The sequence below is a fragment of the Polaribacter reichenbachii genome, assembly GCF_001975665.1.
In the GTDB taxonomy this organism is placed as follows: Bacteria; Bacteroidota; Bacteroidia; order Flavobacteriales; family Flavobacteriaceae; genus Polaribacter; species Polaribacter reichenbachii.
On sequence record NZ_CP019419.1, the window covers coordinates 2,191,160 to 2,210,616 of the forward strand.

Annotated in this window: 16 protein-coding genes; 9 read left to right on the top strand and 7 right to left on the bottom strand. The window is 30.2% G+C overall.

The genetic code is table 11. The annotated features are described in order from the left end of the window. The first annotated feature begins 186 nt into the window (after positions 1-186). The 7 genes from BW723_RS09135 (at position 187) to BW723_RS09165 (ending at position 9,605) form a co-directional block, all read left to right on the top strand. The gene (locus BW723_RS09135; protein ID WP_068355662.1) at positions 187-1,158 is read left to right on the top strand and encodes a ribonucleotide-diphosphate reductase subunit beta; all 972 of its coding nucleotides are present in this window, start codon (positions 187-189) and stop codon (positions 1,156-1,158) included. Positions 1,159-1,294: 136 nt separating this feature from the next. Beyond that, the gene (locus BW723_RS09140; protein WP_068355659.1) at positions 1,295-3,685 is read left to right on the top strand and encodes a ribonucleoside-diphosphate reductase subunit alpha; all 2,391 of its coding nucleotides are present in this window, start codon (positions 1,295-1,297) and stop codon (positions 3,683-3,685) included. Between the two features lie 354 nt (positions 3,686-4,039). Further along, a complete protein-coding gene (locus BW723_RS09145; protein WP_068355655.1) occupies positions 4,040-4,351 on the top strand; it encodes a hypothetical protein in 312 nt (103 codons plus the stop codon). Positions 4,352-4,412: 61 nt separating this feature from the next. Continuing rightward, positions 4,413-4,937: a TlpA family protein disulfide reductase gene (locus BW723_RS09150; protein ID WP_068355652.1), complete on the top strand. Its 525-nt coding sequence runs from the start codon at positions 4,413-4,415 to the stop codon at positions 4,935-4,937. A gap of 53 nt (positions 4,938-4,990) precedes the next feature. Beyond that, positions 4,991-6,325: a deoxyguanosinetriphosphate triphosphohydrolase gene (locus BW723_RS09155; RefSeq protein WP_068355649.1), complete on the top strand. Its 1,335-nt coding sequence runs from the start codon at positions 4,991-4,993 to the stop codon at positions 6,323-6,325. Between the two features lie 93 nt (positions 6,326-6,418). Next, entirely contained in the window at positions 6,419-9,127 is a 2,709-nt protein-coding gene (locus BW723_RS09160; protein WP_068355645.1) for a T9SS type A sorting domain-containing protein, read from the top strand. 4 nt (positions 9,128-9,131) lie between these two features. Beyond that, on the top strand, positions 9,132-9,605 hold the full coding sequence (locus BW723_RS09165) for a hypothetical protein (RefSeq protein WP_139059046.1): 474 nt from the start codon (positions 9,132-9,134) through the stop codon (positions 9,603-9,605). A gap of 43 nt (positions 9,606-9,648) precedes the next feature. On the opposite strand, the gene dxs is transcribed toward BW723_RS09165, so the two are convergent. Further along, complete coding sequence (dxs, locus tag BW723_RS09170) at positions 9,649-11,430, bottom strand: 1-deoxy-D-xylulose-5-phosphate synthase (RefSeq protein ID WP_068355641.1); 1,782 nt, start codon at positions 11,428-11,430, stop codon at positions 9,649-9,651. Between the two features lie 56 nt (positions 11,431-11,486). On the opposite strand from dxs, the gene BW723_RS09175 reads away from it, so the two are divergent. Together BW723_RS09175 and BW723_RS09180 are read left to right on the top strand one after the other, a co-directional pair. Next, the gene (locus tag BW723_RS09175; protein ID WP_068355638.1) at positions 11,487-11,936 is read left to right on the top strand and encodes a nucleoside deaminase; all 450 of its coding nucleotides are present in this window, start codon (positions 11,487-11,489) and stop codon (positions 11,934-11,936) included. A gap of 102 nt (positions 11,937-12,038) precedes the next feature. Continuing rightward, on the top strand, positions 12,039-14,561 hold the full coding sequence (locus tag BW723_RS09180) for a S9 family peptidase (protein ID WP_068355636.1): 2,523 nt from the start codon (positions 12,039-12,041) through the stop codon (positions 14,559-14,561). 209 nt (positions 14,562-14,770) lie between these two features. Here the strand turns inward: BW723_RS09180 and BW723_RS09185 are convergent, their stop codons facing one another. The 6 genes from BW723_RS09185 to BW723_RS09210 all read right to left on the bottom strand — a co-directional run bounded on the left by BW723_RS09185 (position 14,771) and on the right by BW723_RS09210 (position 19,420). Next, positions 14,771-14,977 carry a helix-turn-helix domain-containing protein gene (locus tag BW723_RS09185; protein WP_068355633.1) on the bottom strand — a complete coding sequence of 69 codons (207 nt, stop codon included), beginning with the start codon at positions 14,975-14,977 and terminating at the stop codon, positions 14,771-14,773. A gap of 1 nt (position 14,978) precedes the next feature. Further along, positions 14,979-15,506: a DUF2975 domain-containing protein gene (locus tag BW723_RS09190; protein ID WP_068355630.1), complete on the bottom strand. Its 528-nt coding sequence runs from the start codon at positions 15,504-15,506 to the stop codon at positions 14,979-14,981. A 2-nt stretch (positions 15,507-15,508) separates the two neighbouring features. Continuing rightward, positions 15,509-16,012, bottom strand: a complete 504-nt coding sequence (locus tag BW723_RS09195; protein WP_083139503.1) for a DUF2975 domain-containing protein — start codon at positions 16,010-16,012, stop codon at positions 15,509-15,511. A gap of 75 nt (positions 16,013-16,087) precedes the next feature. After that, positions 16,088-16,522 (bottom strand): LexA family protein, encoded by a 435-nt coding sequence (locus BW723_RS09200; RefSeq protein ID WP_068355627.1) that lies wholly within the window; start codon positions 16,520-16,522, stop codon positions 16,088-16,090. 54 nt (positions 16,523-16,576) lie between these two features. Continuing rightward, entirely contained in the window at positions 16,577-17,842 is a 1,266-nt protein-coding gene (locus BW723_RS09205) for a Y-family DNA polymerase (protein ID WP_068355625.1), read from the bottom strand. Positions 17,843-17,923: 81 nt separating this feature from the next. Then, entirely contained in the window at positions 17,924-19,420 is a 1,497-nt protein-coding gene (locus BW723_RS09210; RefSeq protein WP_068355622.1) for an aminotransferase-like domain-containing protein, read from the bottom strand. Between the last annotated feature and the right edge of the window lie 37 nt (positions 19,421-19,457).

Below are 19,457 nucleotides of genomic sequence, written 5' to 3' on the forward strand. Positions count from 1 at the left end.
TGATAATCAGCCGTTAATAAAAAACGAAAAAATGGTAAGAATAGATAAAAAAAAACACTTTTGTTAAAAACTTCAAGGGTTTTGTGAATAAGTAGGTCTTTCATTTTTTAGATAAAAAACCAATCTTTGTAGAAGTCGTTCTTAACGATTAAATAACATTCATAAATATTCAAATTTCCCGAAAAAATGTCTAAACTAGAACCAATTTTACAACCAAATGATAGCAGATTTGTTATTTTTCCTATTCAACATAACGATTTATGGGAATGGTACAAAAAACAACAAGCGTGTTTTTGGACGGCAGAAGAAATCGATTTGCATTCTGATATTGTAGATTGGACAACTAAATTAACAGACGATGAACGTTATTTTATAAAACACATCTTAGCTTTTTTTGCAGCATCAGACGGAATTGTAAACGAAAACTTAGCAGAGAATTTTGTAAATGAAGTACAATATTCTGAAGCGAAATTTTTCTACGGATTTCAAATAATGATGGAAAACATTCACTCAGAAACTTATTCATTATTAATTGATACTTATGTAAAAGACGAAGTAGAAAAAGATCAATTATTTAGAGCGATAGAAGTTTTTCCTGCTATTAAGAAAAAAGCAGATTGGGCTTTAAAATGGATAGAATCAGACTCTTTTGCAGAGCGTTTAATTGCTTTTGCAGCAGTAGAAGGTATTTTCTTTTCAGGTGCATTTTGTTCAATTTTTTGGTTAAAGAAAAGAGGTCTATTACCAGGATTAACGTTTTCTAACGAGTTAATTTCTAGAGACGAAGGTATGCACTGTGATTTTGCTGTGCATTTACACAATAACCATATGGTTAATAGAGTAGCGCCAGAACGTATCAAAGAAATTATTGTTGATGCTTTAGATATAGAAAGAGAGTTTGTAACAGAGTCATTACCAGTAAGTTTAATTGGTATGAATGCACGTTTAATGACACAGTACTTAGAATTTGTAACAGATAGATTGTTGTTAGAATTCGGATGTGAAAAAGTGTATGATGCAACAAACCCATTTGATTTTATGGAAATGATTTCTTTAGAAGGAAAAACAAATTTCTTCGAGAAGAGAGTATCTGAATACCAAAAAGCAGGTGTAAAATCTGGTGGAACTGGAAGTATTAGCTTTGACTCTGATTTTTAGAGCTTTTGCATACCCTTTTCCCCCAACAAATAATAAATTAAAACTAAAAATAATATAGCCTTCCAAAATTTGGAGTTTTTGTTGGCTTTAATAACTAGTGAATAAATCGTAAACCTTTAAATCGTAAATCTAAATTATGTTTGTATTAAAAAGAGATGGCAAAAGAGAGCCAGTTATGTTTGACAAAATCACAGCTAGAGTAAAAAAGATGTGTTATGGATTAAACAAAATTGTTGACCCAGTAAAAGTAGCAATGCGTGTTATAGAAGGTCTTTATGATGGTGTAACAACATCAGAATTAGATAACTTAGCTGCAGAAACTGCTGCAACAATGACAACTGCTCACCCAGATTATGCAAGATTAGCTGCAAGAATTGCTGTTTCTAACTTACATAAAAACACAAAGAAATCTTTTTCTGATACTATGGATGATTTATATTTCTATGTAAATCCACGTACAGGAAAAAAAGCACCTTTATTGGCAGATGATGTATATAAAATTATACAAGACAATAAAGAAAAGTTAGATTCTACGATTATTTACAACAGAGATTTTAATTACGATTATTTTGGTTTTAAAACACTAGAACGTTCCTACTTATTAAAGTTAAATGGCCAAATCGCAGAACGACCACAACATATGTTAATGCGTGTTTCTATTGGTATTCATAAAAACGATATTGATGAAGCTATTGCTACTTACGAGTTAATGAGTAAAAAATACTTTACACACGCAACTCCAACTCTTTTTAATTCTGGTACTCCAAAACCACAAATGTCTTCTTGTTTTTTATTACAAATGCAAGATGATAGTATAGAAGGTATTTACGATACATTAAAACAAACCGCTAAAATTTCGCAATCTGCAGGTGGTATAGGTTTGTCTTTACATAACATTAGAGCTACAGGTAGTTATATTGCTGGTACAAATGGTACATCTAATGGTATTGTGCCAATGTTACGTGTTTTTAATGATACTGCACGTTATGTAGATCAAGGAGGAGGTAAGCGTAAAGGTTCTTTTGCAATGTATTTAGAGCCTTGGCATGCAGATATTTTCGATTTCTTAGATTTAAAGAAAAACCATGGTAAAGAAGAAATGCGTGCTAGAGATTTATTCTATGCAATGTGGATTTCAGATTTATTTATGGAACGTGTGCAAAATGATGCAGAATGGACCTTAATGTGCCCTCATGAATGCCCGCATTTATTCGATACTTATGGTGAAGAGTTTGAGCGTTTATACACAAGTTACGAAGCTGCAGGAAAAGGTAGAAAAACTATTAAAGCACGTGAATTATGGGAGAAAATCTTAGAATCTCAAATAGAGACTGGTACTCCTTATATGTTGTATAAAGATGCTGTAAATAGAAAAACAAACCAGAAAAATTTAGGTACAATTCGTTCATCAAACTTATGTACAGAAATTATGGAATACACTGCAAAAGATGAGGTTGCTGTTTGTAACTTAGCATCAATTGCATTGCCAATGTTTGTTTCTGAAAGAGAAAATGGAGAAAAGTATTTTAATCATAAAAAATTATATGATGTTACAAAAAAGGTAACTCGTAATTTAGATACGGTTATTGATGCAAACTTTTATCCTGTAAAAGAAGCAGAGAATTCTAACTTTAGACACAGACCTGTAGGTTTAGGTATACAAGGTTTAGCAGATACTTTTATCAATTTACGTTTACCATTTACTAGTGAAGAAGCAAAAAAGCTGAATCAAGATATTTTTGAAACAATGTATTTTGCAGCTGTAACATCATCAATGGAAATTGCAAAAGCAAAAGAACCATATTCGACATTTAAAGGATCTCCAATGTCTGAAGGAGAATTCCAATTTAATATGTGGGGAATTAAAGATGATGAATTAAGTGGAAATTGGGATTGGGCTAAATTGCGAACTCAAGTAATGAAACACGGAGTTAGAAACTCATTGTTAGTTGCACCAATGCCAACAGCATCTACATCTCAAATATTAGGAAACAATGAAGCTTTTGAGCCTTATACTTCTAATATTTATACAAGAAGAGTTTTGTCTGGTGAGTTTATTGTAGTTAATAAACATTTATTAGAAGACTTAGTAGAGTTAGGTTTGTGGGATAATGATATGAAAGAAAGTATTATGCGTGCAAACGGATCGATACAACATATAGAAGAAATTCCTGCGGATTTAAGAGAGTTATATAAAACAGTTTGGGAAATGAGTATGAAAGATATTATTGATATGTCTCGTCACAGAGGGTATTTCATAGATCAATCTCAGTCTTTAAACTTGTTTATGAAAGATCCAGATTATGGTAAATTAACTTCAATGCACTTTTATGCTTGGAAATCTGGCTTAAAAACAGGAATGTATTACTTAAGAACTAAATCTGCAGTAAATGCAATTCAGTTTACAATTTCTAAAGAAAAGAAAGCAGATTTAGCAGATAAGCCAATGAGCGCTGCAGAATTTAAAGCAATGGTAGATGCATCTAGAAATGCAGAACCAGATGATTGTGAAATGTGTGGTTCTTAAAAGTTGAAATAATTAAAAAAGAGAAGTCGAAAGACTTCTCTTTTTTATATTAATCATTAAAATTAAATGCTGAGGTAGAAAAAAAATATAAAAAAAAGGGACACTTGAAATATCCCCTTGGTTTTTTAATAAAATTTGGATTTCGACAGCCAATTATATTATAAATAGATGAAGAAGAGTTTACTTCAACTCCATTTTGTTACCTCAAAAGTACAAAACTAGAAGCTTCCTACCAAGTTAAATATTTCTAAGGTTATTGTAAATTTTAGAAACCCTTATATAAGTAGGGTTTTTAAGGTGTAATTTTTATCAACATAAAAAATATTGATGTTGATAACTTAATAATTATTATAAATGCATAGAAATTTATTTATCAGATCAATTAACGAAAAGTTAATTATAAAACTGACATTTAATTCAATTGAAAAAGGAATTTTAACTAGGAATTGTATTCCTTTTGATTTTGGACCAAGTAGAAGGTTTAGAGATAAATCTCAACGTTACCATTTTTTAGTTTTAGATGGAGCATCTGGAAGGCACAATCTTTCAATTTTGCCAATACAAATTGTAAAAATAGAATTGACTGAGAAACACTTTAGTCCTTCTGATTTTATTAAGTGGAAACCCAATTGGTTTATTAAAAGAAATTGGGGGGTCTATTCTTAATTAAATCAAAAGTAATTAAAAGAGAAGTAGCAATACTTCTCTTTTTTTGTATTTTCGAAAAATGAAAAAAATAATTTATCTCATTGCTTTTTTGTCTTTTTATTCTTGTAAAAAGAATGTTGAAAAGCAAAGCGACATTATATCAGAAAAAGAAAACAGTATTAATTGGAATCAAATAAATTTTGATAACTATTTGTTTAATACTCTAAATAATCAGCAAGATAAAATTGAATTAGAAAAAGGAAAGAATTATATTTTAGATTTCTGGTATTTAGAATGCCCTCCTTGCGTAAAACAACATCAAGAAATTAAAGAGCATCAAAATTTACTTACCAAAAACAATATAGAAATCATTGGTGTTTCTATTGATAGAAGTCTAGAAGATTGGAAATCTTATATAGACAAACATCAGTATAAATGGAAAAATTATAATCAGTATAATGTAGAAAATGAATTAAAATTCGATTATAAAATTAAACTTTTTCCTACTTATTTATACATAAATGATGAAGGAGTAATCTTAAAGAAGTTCAATTCTTTTCAAAAATTAATTACTGCTCTAAATTTAGAAAACAATAACAAATAAAATTAAATGTTGAATTTAAATTATGAGTTCAACATTCATAAATCAAGAAATAAATGAATTGGGAACAACTCCTTTCTTTAAAACGTTTTGGTGATACACAAAAACGACCAAGAATAGCACAAGATGAAACACGTTTAGGCTTTGAAGTAGATTTTGATAGAATTATATTTTCATCAGCATTTAGAAGTTTACAAGACAAAACGCAGGTAATTCCGTTATCTGAAACCGATTTTGTGCATACAAGATTAACACATAGTTTAGAAGTCTCTGTTGTGGGGAGAACTTTAGGTAGAAAAGTAGGTAAGGTATTATTAGAACGTCATCCTAATTTAGTTGATTTAGGTTACACATTTAATGATTTTGGGGCAATTGTAGCAGCAGCTTCTGTTACTCACGATATTGGGAATCCACCTTTTGGGCATTCAGGAGAAAAAGCAATTGGCGAGTATTTTAAAACAGGAAATGGAGTAAAATATAAAGACCAATTATCAGAAAAAGAATATCAAGATTTAATTGATTTTGAAGGGAATGCAAACGGATTTAAAATACTTACAGAATCTAGAGAAGGCATTTCTGGTGGCTTACGATTAAGTTATGCAACTTTGGGTGCGTTTTTAAAATATCCAAAAGAGAGTTTACCTAAAAAGCCAACCAATCATATATCAGATAAAAAATACGGATTTTTCCAATCAGAAAAAGAAGAATTTTTAGATGTAGTACAAGAATTGGGTATGCAGTCTAAATCAACAGAAAGTCATTCTTTTTTCAGACATCCTTTAGCTTATTTAGTAGAAGCTGCAGACGATATTTGCTATACAATCATCGATTTTGAAGATGGAATTAATTTAGGTCTAATTGATGAAGATTATGCTTTAGAATATATGTCTAAATTAATTCACGGTATTAATAGAGATAAATATTACGCTTTAAAACATACAAAAGATAGAACAGCATATTTAAGAGCAATTGCTATTAATTCTTTGATTGATGAAGCTGTTTCTATTTTCTTAAACAATGAAGAAGCAATTTTAAACGGTGATTTTGATAAGTCTTTGTTAGATAAATGTAAGTACGAAGCACAAATAAATGACATTATTAAAATAAGTATCGATAAAATTTACAGAAGCAAAGAAGTGATTGAAAAAGAAGTTGCCGGTTATAGAATAATTGCAGATTTACTTGATGTTTTTGTTACAGCTTTAAACAATAAATTTTCTGACTCGCAATCTAATTTCGATAAGCTAGTTTTGAATTTAATGCCTAAAGAATATCAAACAGAAACAGCAAACTTATATCATAGAATAATGCAAGTGTGTAGTTATGTTTCTAGAATGTCTGATAGTTATGCTATAAAAATGCATAAAAAAATAACTGGGAATATTATTTAATTCCTTTAATTTATTAACGAAACGTTAAAATTTAACATAATTATTAACTAATTATAGTTAATTTAGTGGTTCTATTTTAAATTTTTAAGACTTATGAAAAAAAAAATACTTGTTTTACTAACGTTAGTTTTAGCAGCTTTTGTTAGTGTAGTTTCATTAACAAACATTAATGAGGCTAAAAATGAAGTAGCTTCTTTAAAAAAGATAAAGAAGAAAAAGAAAACTATCGAAGAAAAAATGCTTTATGCCAAAGAAAGAGAATTGTACGAGTTAGGTTTTCAAATAAACCCACTAACTGGTAAAATTCCCTTAGAAGAAAAAGATCAAGAATATAAAACATCCATTAATTTAATTAATACAAAATCTAAAAGTAGTGCAGTAAGTAGATCATTTACATCTAGAGGGCCTTCTAATTTAGGTGGAAGAACAAGGGCTTTAAAATTGGATGTTTCAGATGCTACAGGAAACACAATTATTGCTGGTGGAGTAAGTAGTGGTGTTTTTAGAACAACAGATGGTGGTGCAAGTTGGATAAAAGTTTCTAGTAACGATGAAATTCATAATGTAACTGCAATTGCTCAAGATTCAAGACCAGATTCTCAAAATATTTGGTATTATGCAACAGGTGAGTGGTCTGGAAATAGTACTTCTTTAGGTTCTCCATACAGAGGTCAAGGTATTTGGAAATCTATTGATGGTGGATTGACTTGGTCACAAATTTCAATAACAGATTCAGATCATCACGTTTTTGATTCAGATTTCGATTATGTAAATACATTAGAAGTAAGCCCTCTTAATGGTGATTTATTTATTGCTGCTACTGGTAAAATTATTAGGTATGATGGTTCAACTATGAGTACAGAATTAGAAATCGCTGATGATGGTACTGGATGGACTGATGTTAAAATTGCAAGCGATGGTAGAGTTTTTGCTGCTGTAGAAGGTACATCTAGAGCTGGAGGTATTACTACTTCTGCAACAGGAAATGGTGGTTGGTCTGTTTTAGCAAAAAATGGTAATCCTTCTGGTTGGTCTGCTGCGGGTAGAATAGTATTAGGTGTTGCACCTAGCAATAGCAATATTCTATATGCGTTGTTTGAAAACGGAAAAAGATCTGATGCTGCATCTGACACCTATGAAATAGAAGCAGATTTATGGAAATATGATTTTGCAACTACATCTTGGACAAATTACTCAGATAAATTACCAGACGAATCTGGTGGAGATTCTGAAGGTAATGACCCTTTTGCTATTCAAGGGGGGTATGATTTAGTGGTTTCTGTAAAACCAGATAATGAAAACTTTGTTGTTGTTGGTGGTACAAATCCTTATAAAATAGAAGATATTACTTCAGATGTTATGTTTTCCAGAATTGGTGGTTATGTAAATAACTTAAGTTATGGTACATATAGTGTTGGTGGTACAGATCATCATCCAGACATACATCAACTATTCTTCGATCCTCAAAACCCAGGTACTCTTTATAGTGGTACTGATGGTGGTATTCATAAAGCAAATGTAGCAGTGCCAAGTGTTGCTTGGACAAGTTTAAATAATAACTATCAAACTTATCAATATTACCACGTTGCTATGGATCCGCAATCAGGTAAAGATATTGTATTAGGAGGTGCACAAGATAATGGAACAACTGTTGGTGGTTTAGATTACAGTACAAGTATTACAGATAAATCGACTATGGTAAGTATGGCTGGTGGAGATGGTGTGGCTGTTGGAATTGGTAGAAATGATGGTAGTTTAAGATATTATTTAGGCTTTCAAAACGGAACAATGTATCAAAGAAAAAGTGGTTTCTTAGAAATAACTCCAGATGAATCTTCTAGTCAATTTGTTACTTATTTTTACTTAGATCCAGATAATAACGAATCTTTATATTATGCTGGGCAATCAAATTTATTTGTAACTCACGATGCAGAAAATATTACAAGTGAAACATGGACTAATATAGGTACACTGTCAACAAACGAGTTTATAAGAACAATTGCTACTACAAGAGGTGCTTATAATGCAGCAACTAGTCAATTATTTATTGGTGGTCAAAGTGGAGGTGTTTTTAGAGTATCAGACCCTCAAAATGTTACTTCATTATCTACAGAAGCTGTAAATATAACACCTGCTAGTGCAACTAAATCTAGCAATACTATTGTTAGTGATATTGCTATACACCCAACAAATCCAGATATTGTTTTAGCGGTTTATGCAAATTATGGAATTAACAATATTTACCTAACAAAAAATGCAACGGCACCATCTCCTACTTGGCAGTTAGTAGAAAGAAATTTAGAAAACCATTCTATAAGATCTGCAGCAATTACACAAGTAGGTTCTGAAATAACATATTTTGTAGGTACAGCAAGAGGCTTATATAGTTCTACAGATCCAGCAAGTATAAACTGGACAATTGAAGGAGCTAACGATTTAGGTTTAGCCGTAATTAGTTCTTTAGTATATCGTCCTTCAGATAATAAACTATTAATTGGAACACATGGTAATGGTATGTTTGAAACTACAATAGAAGAAACACTTTCTGTGAGTTCTTTTAATGATGATTTAAAATTATCTATTTATCCTAACCCAACAGCAAATAATATTTTTCTAAAAAGTAGTTTGATTAATACCAACGATGATGTTACTTATGAGATTTATAATTTAATTGGTAAATCTGTTAAAAAAGGTCAGCTTAAAGATGCTCAAATTAATGTAGGAAATTTAACTGCAGGTGCTTATATTTTAAATGTTAAATCAAATGATTTAAAACAATCTGTTAAATTTATTAAAGAATAAAAATATGATAAAGAAGTTTTATAGCTTTTTTTTAACTTTTGCCTTTCTTTTTGGATGTGCTAGTGGTAAGATGAAATTAGAAGATAAACCTTTAGTGGAAATTAATGATGCTTACTTTTCTAAATATTCATCAGGAATAAAAGGAGGTGGTGCAGGTTTTAATATTCATATTTCTATTATTGATGAATTAGAACAAAATGAAAAACTTTCAGGTATATATTTTAAAGAAAAATTTGCTAATTTAAAGATTAACGAACCTAATGTCTATACAGCTTTTATAAGAACAAAAAAGCAAGAAGAAACAAATTTAGATGTTATAAACAGTTCTAAAGAGGACAAAAATGCATTAGAGATTTCTAAAGATGATTTTCCTTTTGAATTGAAATCAAATGAAGCTGTTTTGGTTTATCAAATTAAAGAAAAAAAGAAGTATTTTAAAATTCTTTTAAAGAAACGAAATGCTGGTATACCTCAGTAATTATTAAATAAAAAAGACGCAGAAATGCGTCTTTTTTTTTGTTTTATATCAATCTAGAAAAAACTTCAGATAGTGTTCTTGAATCTAGTCCGTTTTTTAAAAGCAACCTTTCTTTTGAGCCTTGCTCAATAAAATTATCAGGTAAACCTAAAGATTTAATTTTATTTTGATAACCATTTTCAGCAGCAAATTCTAAAATAGCAGAACCAAAACCACCTTTAATTACTCCGTCTTCAATTGTAATTATTACTGAATGTTTCTCAAAAACAGAATGCAATAAATTTTCATCTAAAGGCTTTACAAAACGCATATCATAATGCGCAATTAAAGAACTTGTATTTTCTTTTTCAAATATATCAATAGCTTTAGAAACCTTTTCTGCAACGGTTCCAATACTTAAAATGGCAATAGTATTACCTTCTTTTAAACAAATACCTTTACCAATTTCAATTTCCTGAAAAGGATTTTGCCAATCAATAATTTCTCCATAACCTCTTGGGTAACGAATTGCAATTGGTTGTTTTAAATCCAATTGGGCTGTATATAAAATATTACGTAGTTCAATTTCATTTCTTGGAGCAAAAATAATCAAGTTTGGTATGCATCGTAAATACGCTAAATCAAAAACCCCATGATGTGTAGCTCCATCTTCGCCCACTAAACCAGCTCTATCCAAACAAAAAATGACAGGTAAATTTTGCAAAGCCACATCATGAATAACTTGGTCGTATGCGCGTTGTAAAAAAGTGGAATAAATATTACAAAAAGGCACTAAACCTTGAGTAGCCATTCCTGCAGCTAAAGTAACTGCATGTTGTTCTGCAATACCAACATCAAAAGTTCTGTTAGGAAACTTTTTTAGCATCAAGTTTAAAGAGCTACCAGTTAACATAGCAGGTGTAATGGCTACAATTTTATCATTTTTTTCTGATAATTCAACTATGGTTTTACCAAAAACATCCTGGTATTTTGTAAATAAACTTGCTTCTTTTTTTATTCGTTCTCCAGAAATTTTATCGAACTTTCCAGGAGCATGATAGGTTATTTGGTCTTCTTCAGCCTTTTTTAAACCTTTACCTTTTGTGGTAATTATATGTAAGAATTTTGGACCTTTTACCGATTTTAATCGTTCTAATTCAGTTAATAATTTTGGTAAGTTATGACCATCAATAGGGCCAGAATAATTAAAATTTAAAGCTTTAATAATATTGTTTTGTGCGGCTAATTTTCTGTCGGATTTTACCTTTGTTAAGTATTCTTTTAAAGCACCAACAGCAGGATCAATTCCAATAGCATTATCATTTAAAATGATGAGTAAATTTGCTTTAGAAACACCTGCGTGATTCAAAGCTTCAAATGCCATTCCGCTTGCAATAGAAGCATCACCAATAACAGCAATATGTTGTTTCTCTTTTTCGCCTTTTAAGTTAGAGGCAATTGCCATACCTAAAGCAGCAGAGATAGAAGTAGAAGAATGCCCAACTCCAAAAGCATCAAATTCACTTTCTTTTCTTGATGGAAAACCAGAAATACCTCCAAATTGTCTATTGGTATGAAAAATGTCTTTTCTACCGGTTAAAATTTTATGGCCATAAGCTTGATGACCAACATCCCAAACTAATAAATCATTAGGAGTATCAAACAAAAAATGGAGGGCAATTGTTAATTCTACAACACCTAAACTAGCCCCTAAATGACCTTCTTTGGTTGATACAATATCAATTATAAATTCCCTTAAATTTTTGGCTAATTCAGGTAATTGCTCAGGATTTAATTTTCTTAAATCAGATGGATTTGATATGTTATCTAACAAATTTTTTGACATTCTACAAAAATACAATAATCCTTTTTTGTAATATTGATTTTTGTTTTCTTTAAATTATGATACAACCTTTTGATGATGCTTATTTTATGAGAAAAGCCTATCAAGAAGCAGAAATTGCTTTTGATAAAGGCGAGGTTCCTGTTGGTGCTGTAATTGTTTTAAATAATAGAATTATAGCAAGGGCACATAATTTAACAGAGACTTTAAATGATGTAACAGCGCATGCAGAAATGCAAGCATTTACTGCAGCAGCAGACTTTTTAGGAGGTAAGTATTTAAAAGATTGTATTTTGTATGTTACTTTAGAGCCCTGCCAAATGTGTGCAGGTGCAAGTTATTGGGCACAAATTGGTAAAATAGTTTACGGAGCTTCTGAGCCAGAAAGAGGTTTTGTGAATTTAAAGACTACTTTACATCCCAAGACAAAAGTTGTGTCAGGAATTTTAGAAAACGAATGTTCTCAAATTTTAAAACGTTTTTTTATCGAAAAACGCAATTTAAATTAAACGTAAACTGTTAAAATTTTAACAAACTCTTCTTAAAAAATTTGTAGTGTTATTTGTTTTAATCAACTTTATGGTTAATTCAAATCTAATCAAACACTACAAATGAAAAATTTCATCTTGTTTTTTGTGTTTTTATTGACTACTTCAATAAGTTTTGCACAAGAAACTCCAAAACCCAATTACAGAGCTGCAGCTAAATATTCGCCTAAAAATTTAGCAAAAATGGTACATTCTACGAGTGTAAATCCTCATTGGTTAAAAAAAGGAAATCGCTTTTGGTATGCTTACAAAACCTCAGAAGGTTCAAATCATTACATTGTAGATTTAGACAAAAAAACTAAAAAACTTTTGTTCGATAATGTAAAAATGGCAAAGTGGTTAACAGAAATTACTAAAGATCCTTATGATGCTAAACACTTGCCTCGTTTTAGTTTTAAGTTTAACAAAGCCGAAAATGCAATTCGTTTTAGAGTAACATCTACAGAAGAAGTTGAGGTTGTTGATGAAAAGAAAGAGGATAAAAAGGAAGAGAAAAAAGATTCAATATCAACAAAAAAAGATAAAAAAACGAAACCTAAAAAGCCTAAAATGGAGAAAAAGGTTTACCATTTAGAATATAAATTAGGTGGAAATGGGTTAACAATTATCGATACTAAAAAGAAAGAAAAAGAACCTTGGAAAAAATGGGCAAATATTGCTCCTGATAGTTCAATAGTATTGTATGGTAAAAATCATAATATCTATTGGATGGACAAAATTAACTTTAAAAAGTTTATAAAAGATGAAAAAGACACGACTGTTGTAGAAAACCAATGGACCAAAGATGGTGAAGAAAATTACGGTTACACTTGGGGTGGTAGAGGACAAGACAATGTTGATAAAGAAAAAAAGAAAGATGATAGAAAAGGCGTTTGGGGTACTTGGTCTCACGATTCTAAAAAGTTTGTTTTTCAAAAATCAGATTCTAGGCATATTAAAGATTTATGGGTAATTAATTCTACAGGTAAAAAAAGACCAACTTTAGAAACCTACAAATACCATATGCCAGGAGAACAAGAATATTACAAGTCAGAATTGTTAATTTTTGATATTCCTACAAAAACACATATTAAAGTGCCTTTAGACACAGTTCGTCAGCAAAGTATTTCTGTGTATAGAGCTCCAAGAAAACAGTCTGATAGAGATGACGATTTTAAACCAACCTTGCTTTTATCAAAAAAAGGAAAAGTATATTTTAGTGTAATTTCTAGAGATAGAAAAAAGTTAGATATTAATGTTGCTGATATTAATACTGGTGAATATAAAACCTTGATAGAAGAGCGTTTTAATACTTATATAGAATCTAGACCTTTGGTTTTGTTTAATAATGAAACAGAAATGTTGCATTGGGCAGAACGTGATGGTTGGGCACATTTTTATTTGTATGATGCTAATGGTAAATTAAAAAACCAAGTTACAGAAGGCGATTATCACGTTGCTAATTTCGAAGGTTTAAACGAGAAAACAAGAACTTTATATTTTTCTGCAAACGGTGTAAACAAAGAGCAAGATCCTTATTATGCACATTCTTATAGCATCAATTTAAATGGTACAGGATTAAAAACTTTAAATCCTGGTGATTTTACAGCAAGAACAAGTATGTCTGATTCTAATCAGTATTTTGTGAGTAATTTTTCTAGAGTTAATACAGTGCCAAAATCGGAAGTTAGAGATGCAAACGGTCGTAAAGTAATGGATTTAGAAACTGCAGATTTATCGCAATTATTTGCATCAGGATATAAATTTCCAGAACCTTTTAAAGTAAAAGCAGATGATGGAATTACAGATATTTACGGGGTTATGTACAAGCCTTTTGATATGGACTCTACAAAAGTTTATCCGCTTTTAGAATACGTTTATCCTGGGCCACAAACAGAAGCTGTAAACAAATCTTTTTCTTACAGAATGGATAGAGTGGATAGAATGGCGCAAGTTGGTTTTATTGTAATTACGTTAGGAAACAGAGGTGGGCATCCAGACAGATCTAAATGGTATCATAATTATGGTTATGGTAATTTACGTGATTATGGATTGGCTGATAAAAAATATGCAGCACAACAATTGGCAAACAAACACAAATTTATTGATATCGAAAAAGTAGGAATTTACGGTCATTCTGGAGGTGGATTTATGTCTACAGCAGCAATGTTAGTGTATCCAGATTTCTTTAAAGCTGCAGTTTCATCCGCAGGAAATCACGATAATAATGTGTATAATTCTTGGTGGAGTGAAACGCATCATGGAGTTAAAGAAGAAATTGATGCTAAAGGAAAGGTTTCTTATAAATACAAAATTGATAACAATCAATCTTTGGCAAAAAACTTAAAAGGACATTTAATGTTAATTCACGGAGATATGGACAATAACGTAAATCCTGCAGGAACCATTAGAATGGCAAACGAATTAATTAAAGCAAATAAACGTTTTAAATTTATGGTAATGCCAGGACAAAGACACGGTTTTGGAAGTATGACTGAATATTCTTTTTGGCTAAGAGCAGATCATTTTAGTAAATATCTATTGGGTGAAGAAAATACAAGTGCAGATTTTATGTTTATGAATTTAGATAAACCTTTAAAAAGATAATCTGTCTGTTCGAGCGCAGTTGAGAACTTATATTATAAAAAACTCCGAATTAAAATTCGGAGTTTTTTGTGTTTTAAGTTAATATGTTCTCGATACAATTTTTCTTCCTTTGTCAGAAAAACCACTCGAACTGACAATTAGAGTTTTTTAAAGGTTCGTCTGTCACATTTAGTGATTTTGCTTTTTTGCAAAATTGTATCGAGATGTTTTTAATCCTGCTGATATTCTAAAATATCCGAAGGTTGGCAGTCTAAAGCTTTACAGATAGCTTCTAAAGTAGAAAAACGAATTGCTTTTGCTTTACCCGATTTTAAGATGGATAAGTTCGCAGTGGTAATACCAATAATTTCTGCCAATTCTTTACTTCGCATTTTGCGTTTGGCAAGCATTACATCTAAATTTACTATGATTGCCATATTATATTGTTAAATCGTTTTCTTGCTGAATGTAATTTCCTTTTCTGATTAAATCTAAATAGAAATATAGAAAAAAGGCAAGAATTAAATGTATTAACACAAAGAAGTGAGGTTCATCAAAACGTAAAGTGTTATGCATAAAATATCTGATTGTAATTCCGATAAAACCAATAATTACAGGGATATAATTTATTCTGTAAAACAAAGTTAATTTCTTTAAAGAATTTTCTTCAAAGGTTTTTTGTGTGATAAAAATTTTGAAAAATCCTTTTAAAACATAGAAATAAATAGAATAATATATTAAAGTTCCCCACATTAAAAATACGGTGTAGGTTAGCCAAAACTCAACTCCTATATTTTTAATTTTTGCAAAATTAAGTCCATCTCTTTTTACAATATCTACAAAAGGAAGATCCCAATTAAAATAATATTCTAGAAAAGAAAATGCAGAAAGAGGTATGAGTATAAGAGAAAATATTAGAAATCCCCAGAAAGTGAGTTTAGAGATTAAGTAAGCTAGTTTTTTCATAGTTATATGGTTAAATCGTTTTCTAGTTTTGTGTTTTTTGCAATTTTAAAAATTTCACTTAGCGTTAAAAAGAACAATCCTAAACAGATAATTACTAAATGTTGATTCAAACCAAATTCTAAAGAAACTTTTTGCTCAAAGTATATTTTGCTTGTAAATGAGATTAAGAGAGAAATAATGCCAGAAATAGCTAATAAATTCCCTGTTTTTTTGAAGGATGTAATAACAGTTTCTTCAAATATTTTTACTCTTATAAAAAAGTGTAATACTTTTCTAAAGAAATATAAAGCAGCAATAATCAGTAAATAATTTATAGCAGAAACTGAAAGTAATATTTTTGATAATAAAGTATCGTTATTAAAATTTATTGAATTCATTTTGATATTTAAATTGCCTAAATCAACAAAGAAAATAGCAATTGATAGACCAATTATAATTAATACTACAGGGATAGAAAATATCCAAAGTAAATCTACAATTGCTTTAAGAATATTAAGTTTTCGCATAGCTTTATATTATTTGATATCACAAATATATAAAAATTATCGAAAAACAATAATAAAATATTAAAAAAAGGTAATTTATACTTTTTTAATAACGTTTGTTACAATGCCCCAAATCACAAAATCGTTATCTTCTGTAATGTTTATAATTGGGTAATTAGGATTTTCAGGTTGTAACCAAACTTCATTTTTTTCTACTCGTAAGCGTTTTACAGTAAACTCGCCATCTAAAAAGCAAACCGCAATTTTGTTGTTGGCAGGTTCTAAACTTCTATCAATAACTAGTAAATCGTTATCGTCTAAACCAGCATCAATCATAGATTGCCCTTTTACTTTTGCAAAAAAAGTAGCGTCTTTATTCTGAATCAATTCATCATCTAAAGAAATTCGAGTTTCTCTAAAATCATCTGCAGGCGATGGAAAACCAGCCGAAATTCCTGTATCTACCAAAATTGCTCCATTACCAGACGAAGCTTTTGGCGTAAAAAATGTAAGATTTTTAGATGCATTCATAATACTTTGCAAAGTAAAACTTTTCTTTAAATAAAAGAATAAAAAAGTTTCAGGCTATTTTATAGCTTTTACAATTAAAACATCATTAATATTTGTGGTGAATTTAGGCGATAATCTTTCTTGACGCATTTTCCAGGTACGTTTTAAATCTTGATTCCCTAATTTAATTTTGTCTGCTTTAAATTTACGATTTAAATGATCAATTGCAGACATTAAAGGTTTATGTTTTGGGTTTTCTTCAGAAAATAAGTTCAATTGAAAATTATCATTAGGCACTAAACCTGTAACAATTACACCTGCTCTTTTGTATTTAATTCCGGGTTTAAAAATACTCTTTACAGCTTCTACAGCAGCTTTAGAAATAGTTAATGTAGAATCTGTTGGATACGAAAAAAAGACTGTTTTACTTTCTCTATGTTGTGCTAAATCTTTTTGATGACGATCGCTAGAAAGTTGCACAATTAACATATGGCAACTCGATTTTTGTGTACGTAATTTTTCTGCACAACTTACAGCAAATGTAGAAATGCGCTCTTTAAGGTTATCAATATCAGAATAGGTATATTCAAAACTACGAGTTGTGGCAATCATTTTTTTTGATGAAACTTCTTCTAACGGAATTTTAGAAATGCCTTGTAAATCTTTTTGTAAACGCCATTCTACAATAGAAAATTCTTTTAAAACCCAGTTGCTTGGTAATTGTGTAAAATCGTAAGCGGTTTTACAGCCTTTGGCTTCTAATCTGTTTTTTAAACGACGACCAATTCCCCAAACATTGCCAATTTTGGTCCATTTTAAGGCTTTAATTCTGTTTTCTTCACAATCAATTACGCAAATTCCTTTTGATTGTTTTAGGTTAGAACGCGCAATTTTATTGGCAACTTTACTCAAAGCTTTGGTTGGCGCAATTCCTACACAAGTTGGTATGCCTGTCCATTTTAAAACTCGATTTCTCATTTTGGTTGCATATGCTGCTAAATCGTAATTTTCAAAACCTTTTAATTGTAAAAAAGATTCATCTATAGAATACATTTCTATATCTGGCGAAAAATCTGACAGAATATTCATTACTCTTGCACTCATATCTCCATATAAAGGATAATTGGATGACAAAACCGTAATATTTTTTTCCTTACAAAACTGATCCCATTTAAAAACTGGCGCTCCAAAAGGTAATTGTAATTTCTTAGCTTCATCGCTCATAGAAATAACACAACCATCATTATTGCTTAAAATAGCAACAGGTTTATTTTGCAAGTTTGGGTTAAAAACTCGCTCGCAAGAAGCATAAAAATTATTACAATCTACAAGTGCAAACATCTTATAAAAATACCTAAAAATAGCAGACAAAATTACAATGTTAATATCTTAATCTATTAAAATCGATAGCAAAATATCAACTTAACTTAAAGACAGATTGTTATAAGCACTTTTTAATTTATGAATAACAATTTCGATTTCTTCTTCATTTAAATGCCCAAAACCAAAGCGAATGGCACAGGTGGTTTTATTCTGATATAAAATAGTTTTGGGTAAAAATAAATCGTTTTTTTCTGCTTGCTCTGCCAGTTTAACTAAAGGTATTGTTGGGGTAAAAGTTAACCAAATTGCCAAACCACCTTCAGGAATTTTCCAGGCTGCAATTTTATCAAAATGTTTTAATAATAATCGATTTAAGTAATCTCTTCTTTTTTTATAGATAACAATATTCTTTTGCATTAATCTATAAATTTCTCCTTCATTAATGAGTTCAGATAACATTTGCTGCTGAATTAAATCTCCTTGTTCATCTAATAAATACAAATAATTTTTTGCTTCTTGAATTAAATTTTCTGGCGCAATTACAAATCCGGTTTGGAAACTAGGAAATAAAGATTGACCCAATTTACCTAGATAAATGACCATTCCATTTTCATCAGAATTTGTCATTGGTAAAACAGGAGAATTATCAAACTGAAAATCATAATCAAAATCATCTTCAATAATGGCAAAACCAAATTCTTTGGCAAGTTTTAATAATGCTGTTCTGCGTTTTTCGCTTAAGGTAACTGTGGTTGGGTAATCTCTATGTGCACAAATATATACGCATCGAATACTGTTTTTGATGAAATTTTTTCTGATAAAATCAATATCCAAACCTTCATCATCAACAGGAATTGTAATGAGTTGAGCACCTACTTGCTGAAATATCATATTAGAAGCGTAATTACTTAAATTACCAACCAAAACAACATCATTTTTTTGAATTAGAAGTTGAGAAACAATGTACAAACTCATTTCTGTACTTCTGGTACTAATTAAGTTTTTTGGGCTTACATATAATCCTCTTGTGGCATTTAAATAATTACACAGTTGTGTTTGAAACATAGAAAGTGAGGCTTCTTGAGGTCTGTTCCATTTTTGAATTAAAGTTTTACGTTTCATAGCTGCACTATACCATCTTGTAAATTGGTTAACAGGGTGTAAGCGTAAATCTGGTTTACCATCGTTAACAGAATATTTCGCTGTTGTTAATTGTACAGTAGATGCCAAATGAAACGATTTTTGGAATTCGAAACCAGTAGTTTTTGCTAAACTTTGGTTATTGATAAATTCAGTTTTTTTGTTTTTATTCGTAAATCTCACCTTTCTAGTAGATACAAAAGTTCCTCTGTTAGGTTTAATATCTACCCAGCCTTGAGAGGCTAATTCATCATAAATAGCAACAGCAGTATTTCTGTGAATTTGTAGTGTTTTTGCAAGCGCTCTAGTGCCTGGTAGTTTTGTTTTTTTTAGAATGATATTCCTTTGAAACAAATTTACAAATGCTTGAGCACCCTGAATGTAAATAGCCTGTGTTTTAGATTTATCAAAATTGATATTCTTTTGGATTATTGATAAAAGTGGACTGTCTGTCATTTAAAAACCGGACTATTTTAAGCGGTTATAAAGTTAC

What these genes read in the sequence shown, in the direction of transcription:
- BW723_RS09135 (WP_068355662.1), top strand. Translation starts at nt 187, where the DNA reads ATGTCTAAACTAGAACCAATTTTACAACCAAATGATAGCAGATTTGTT.
- BW723_RS09140 (WP_068355659.1), top strand. Translation starts at nt 1,295, where the DNA reads ATGTTTGTATTAAAAAGAGATGGCAAAAGAGAGCCAGTTATGTTTGAC.
- BW723_RS09145 (WP_068355655.1), top strand. Translation starts at nt 4,040, where the DNA reads ATGCATAGAAATTTATTTATCAGATCAATTAACGAAAAGTTAATTATA.
- BW723_RS09150 (WP_068355652.1), top strand. Translation starts at nt 4,413, where the DNA reads ATGAAAAAAATAATTTATCTCATTGCTTTTTTGTCTTTTTATTCTTGT.
- BW723_RS09155 (WP_068355649.1), top strand. Translation starts at nt 4,991, where the DNA reads ATGAATTGGGAACAACTCCTTTCTTTAAAACGTTTTGGTGATACACAA.
- BW723_RS09160 (WP_068355645.1), top strand. Translation starts at nt 6,419, where the DNA reads ATGAAAAAAAAAATACTTGTTTTACTAACGTTAGTTTTAGCAGCTTTT.
- BW723_RS09165 (WP_139059046.1), top strand. Translation starts at nt 9,132, where the DNA reads ATGATAAAGAAGTTTTATAGCTTTTTTTTAACTTTTGCCTTTCTTTTT.
- dxs (WP_068355641.1), bottom strand. Translation starts at nt 11,430, where the DNA reads ATGTCAAAAAATTTGTTAGATAACATATCAAATCCATCTGATTTAAGA.
- BW723_RS09175 (WP_068355638.1), top strand. Translation starts at nt 11,487, where the DNA reads ATGATACAACCTTTTGATGATGCTTATTTTATGAGAAAAGCCTATCAA.
- BW723_RS09180 (WP_068355636.1), top strand. Translation starts at nt 12,039, where the DNA reads ATGAAAAATTTCATCTTGTTTTTTGTGTTTTTATTGACTACTTCAATA.
- BW723_RS09185 (WP_068355633.1), bottom strand. Translation starts at nt 14,977, where the DNA reads ATGGCAATCATAGTAAATTTAGATGTAATGCTTGCCAAACGCAAAATG.
- BW723_RS09190 (WP_068355630.1), bottom strand. Translation starts at nt 15,506, where the DNA reads ATGAAAAAACTAGCTTACTTAATCTCTAAACTCACTTTCTGGGGATTT.
- BW723_RS09195 (WP_083139503.1), bottom strand. Translation starts at nt 16,012, where the DNA reads ATGCGAAAACTTAATATTCTTAAAGCAATTGTAGATTTACTTTGGATA.
- BW723_RS09200 (WP_068355627.1), bottom strand. Translation starts at nt 16,522, where the DNA reads ATGAATGCATCTAAAAATCTTACATTTTTTACGCCAAAAGCTTCGTCT.
- BW723_RS09205 (WP_068355625.1), bottom strand. Translation starts at nt 17,842, where the DNA reads ATGTTTGCACTTGTAGATTGTAATAATTTTTATGCTTCTTGCGAGCGA.
- BW723_RS09210 (WP_068355622.1), bottom strand. Translation starts at nt 19,420, where the DNA reads ATGACAGACAGTCCACTTTTATCAATAATCCAAAAGAATATCAATTTT.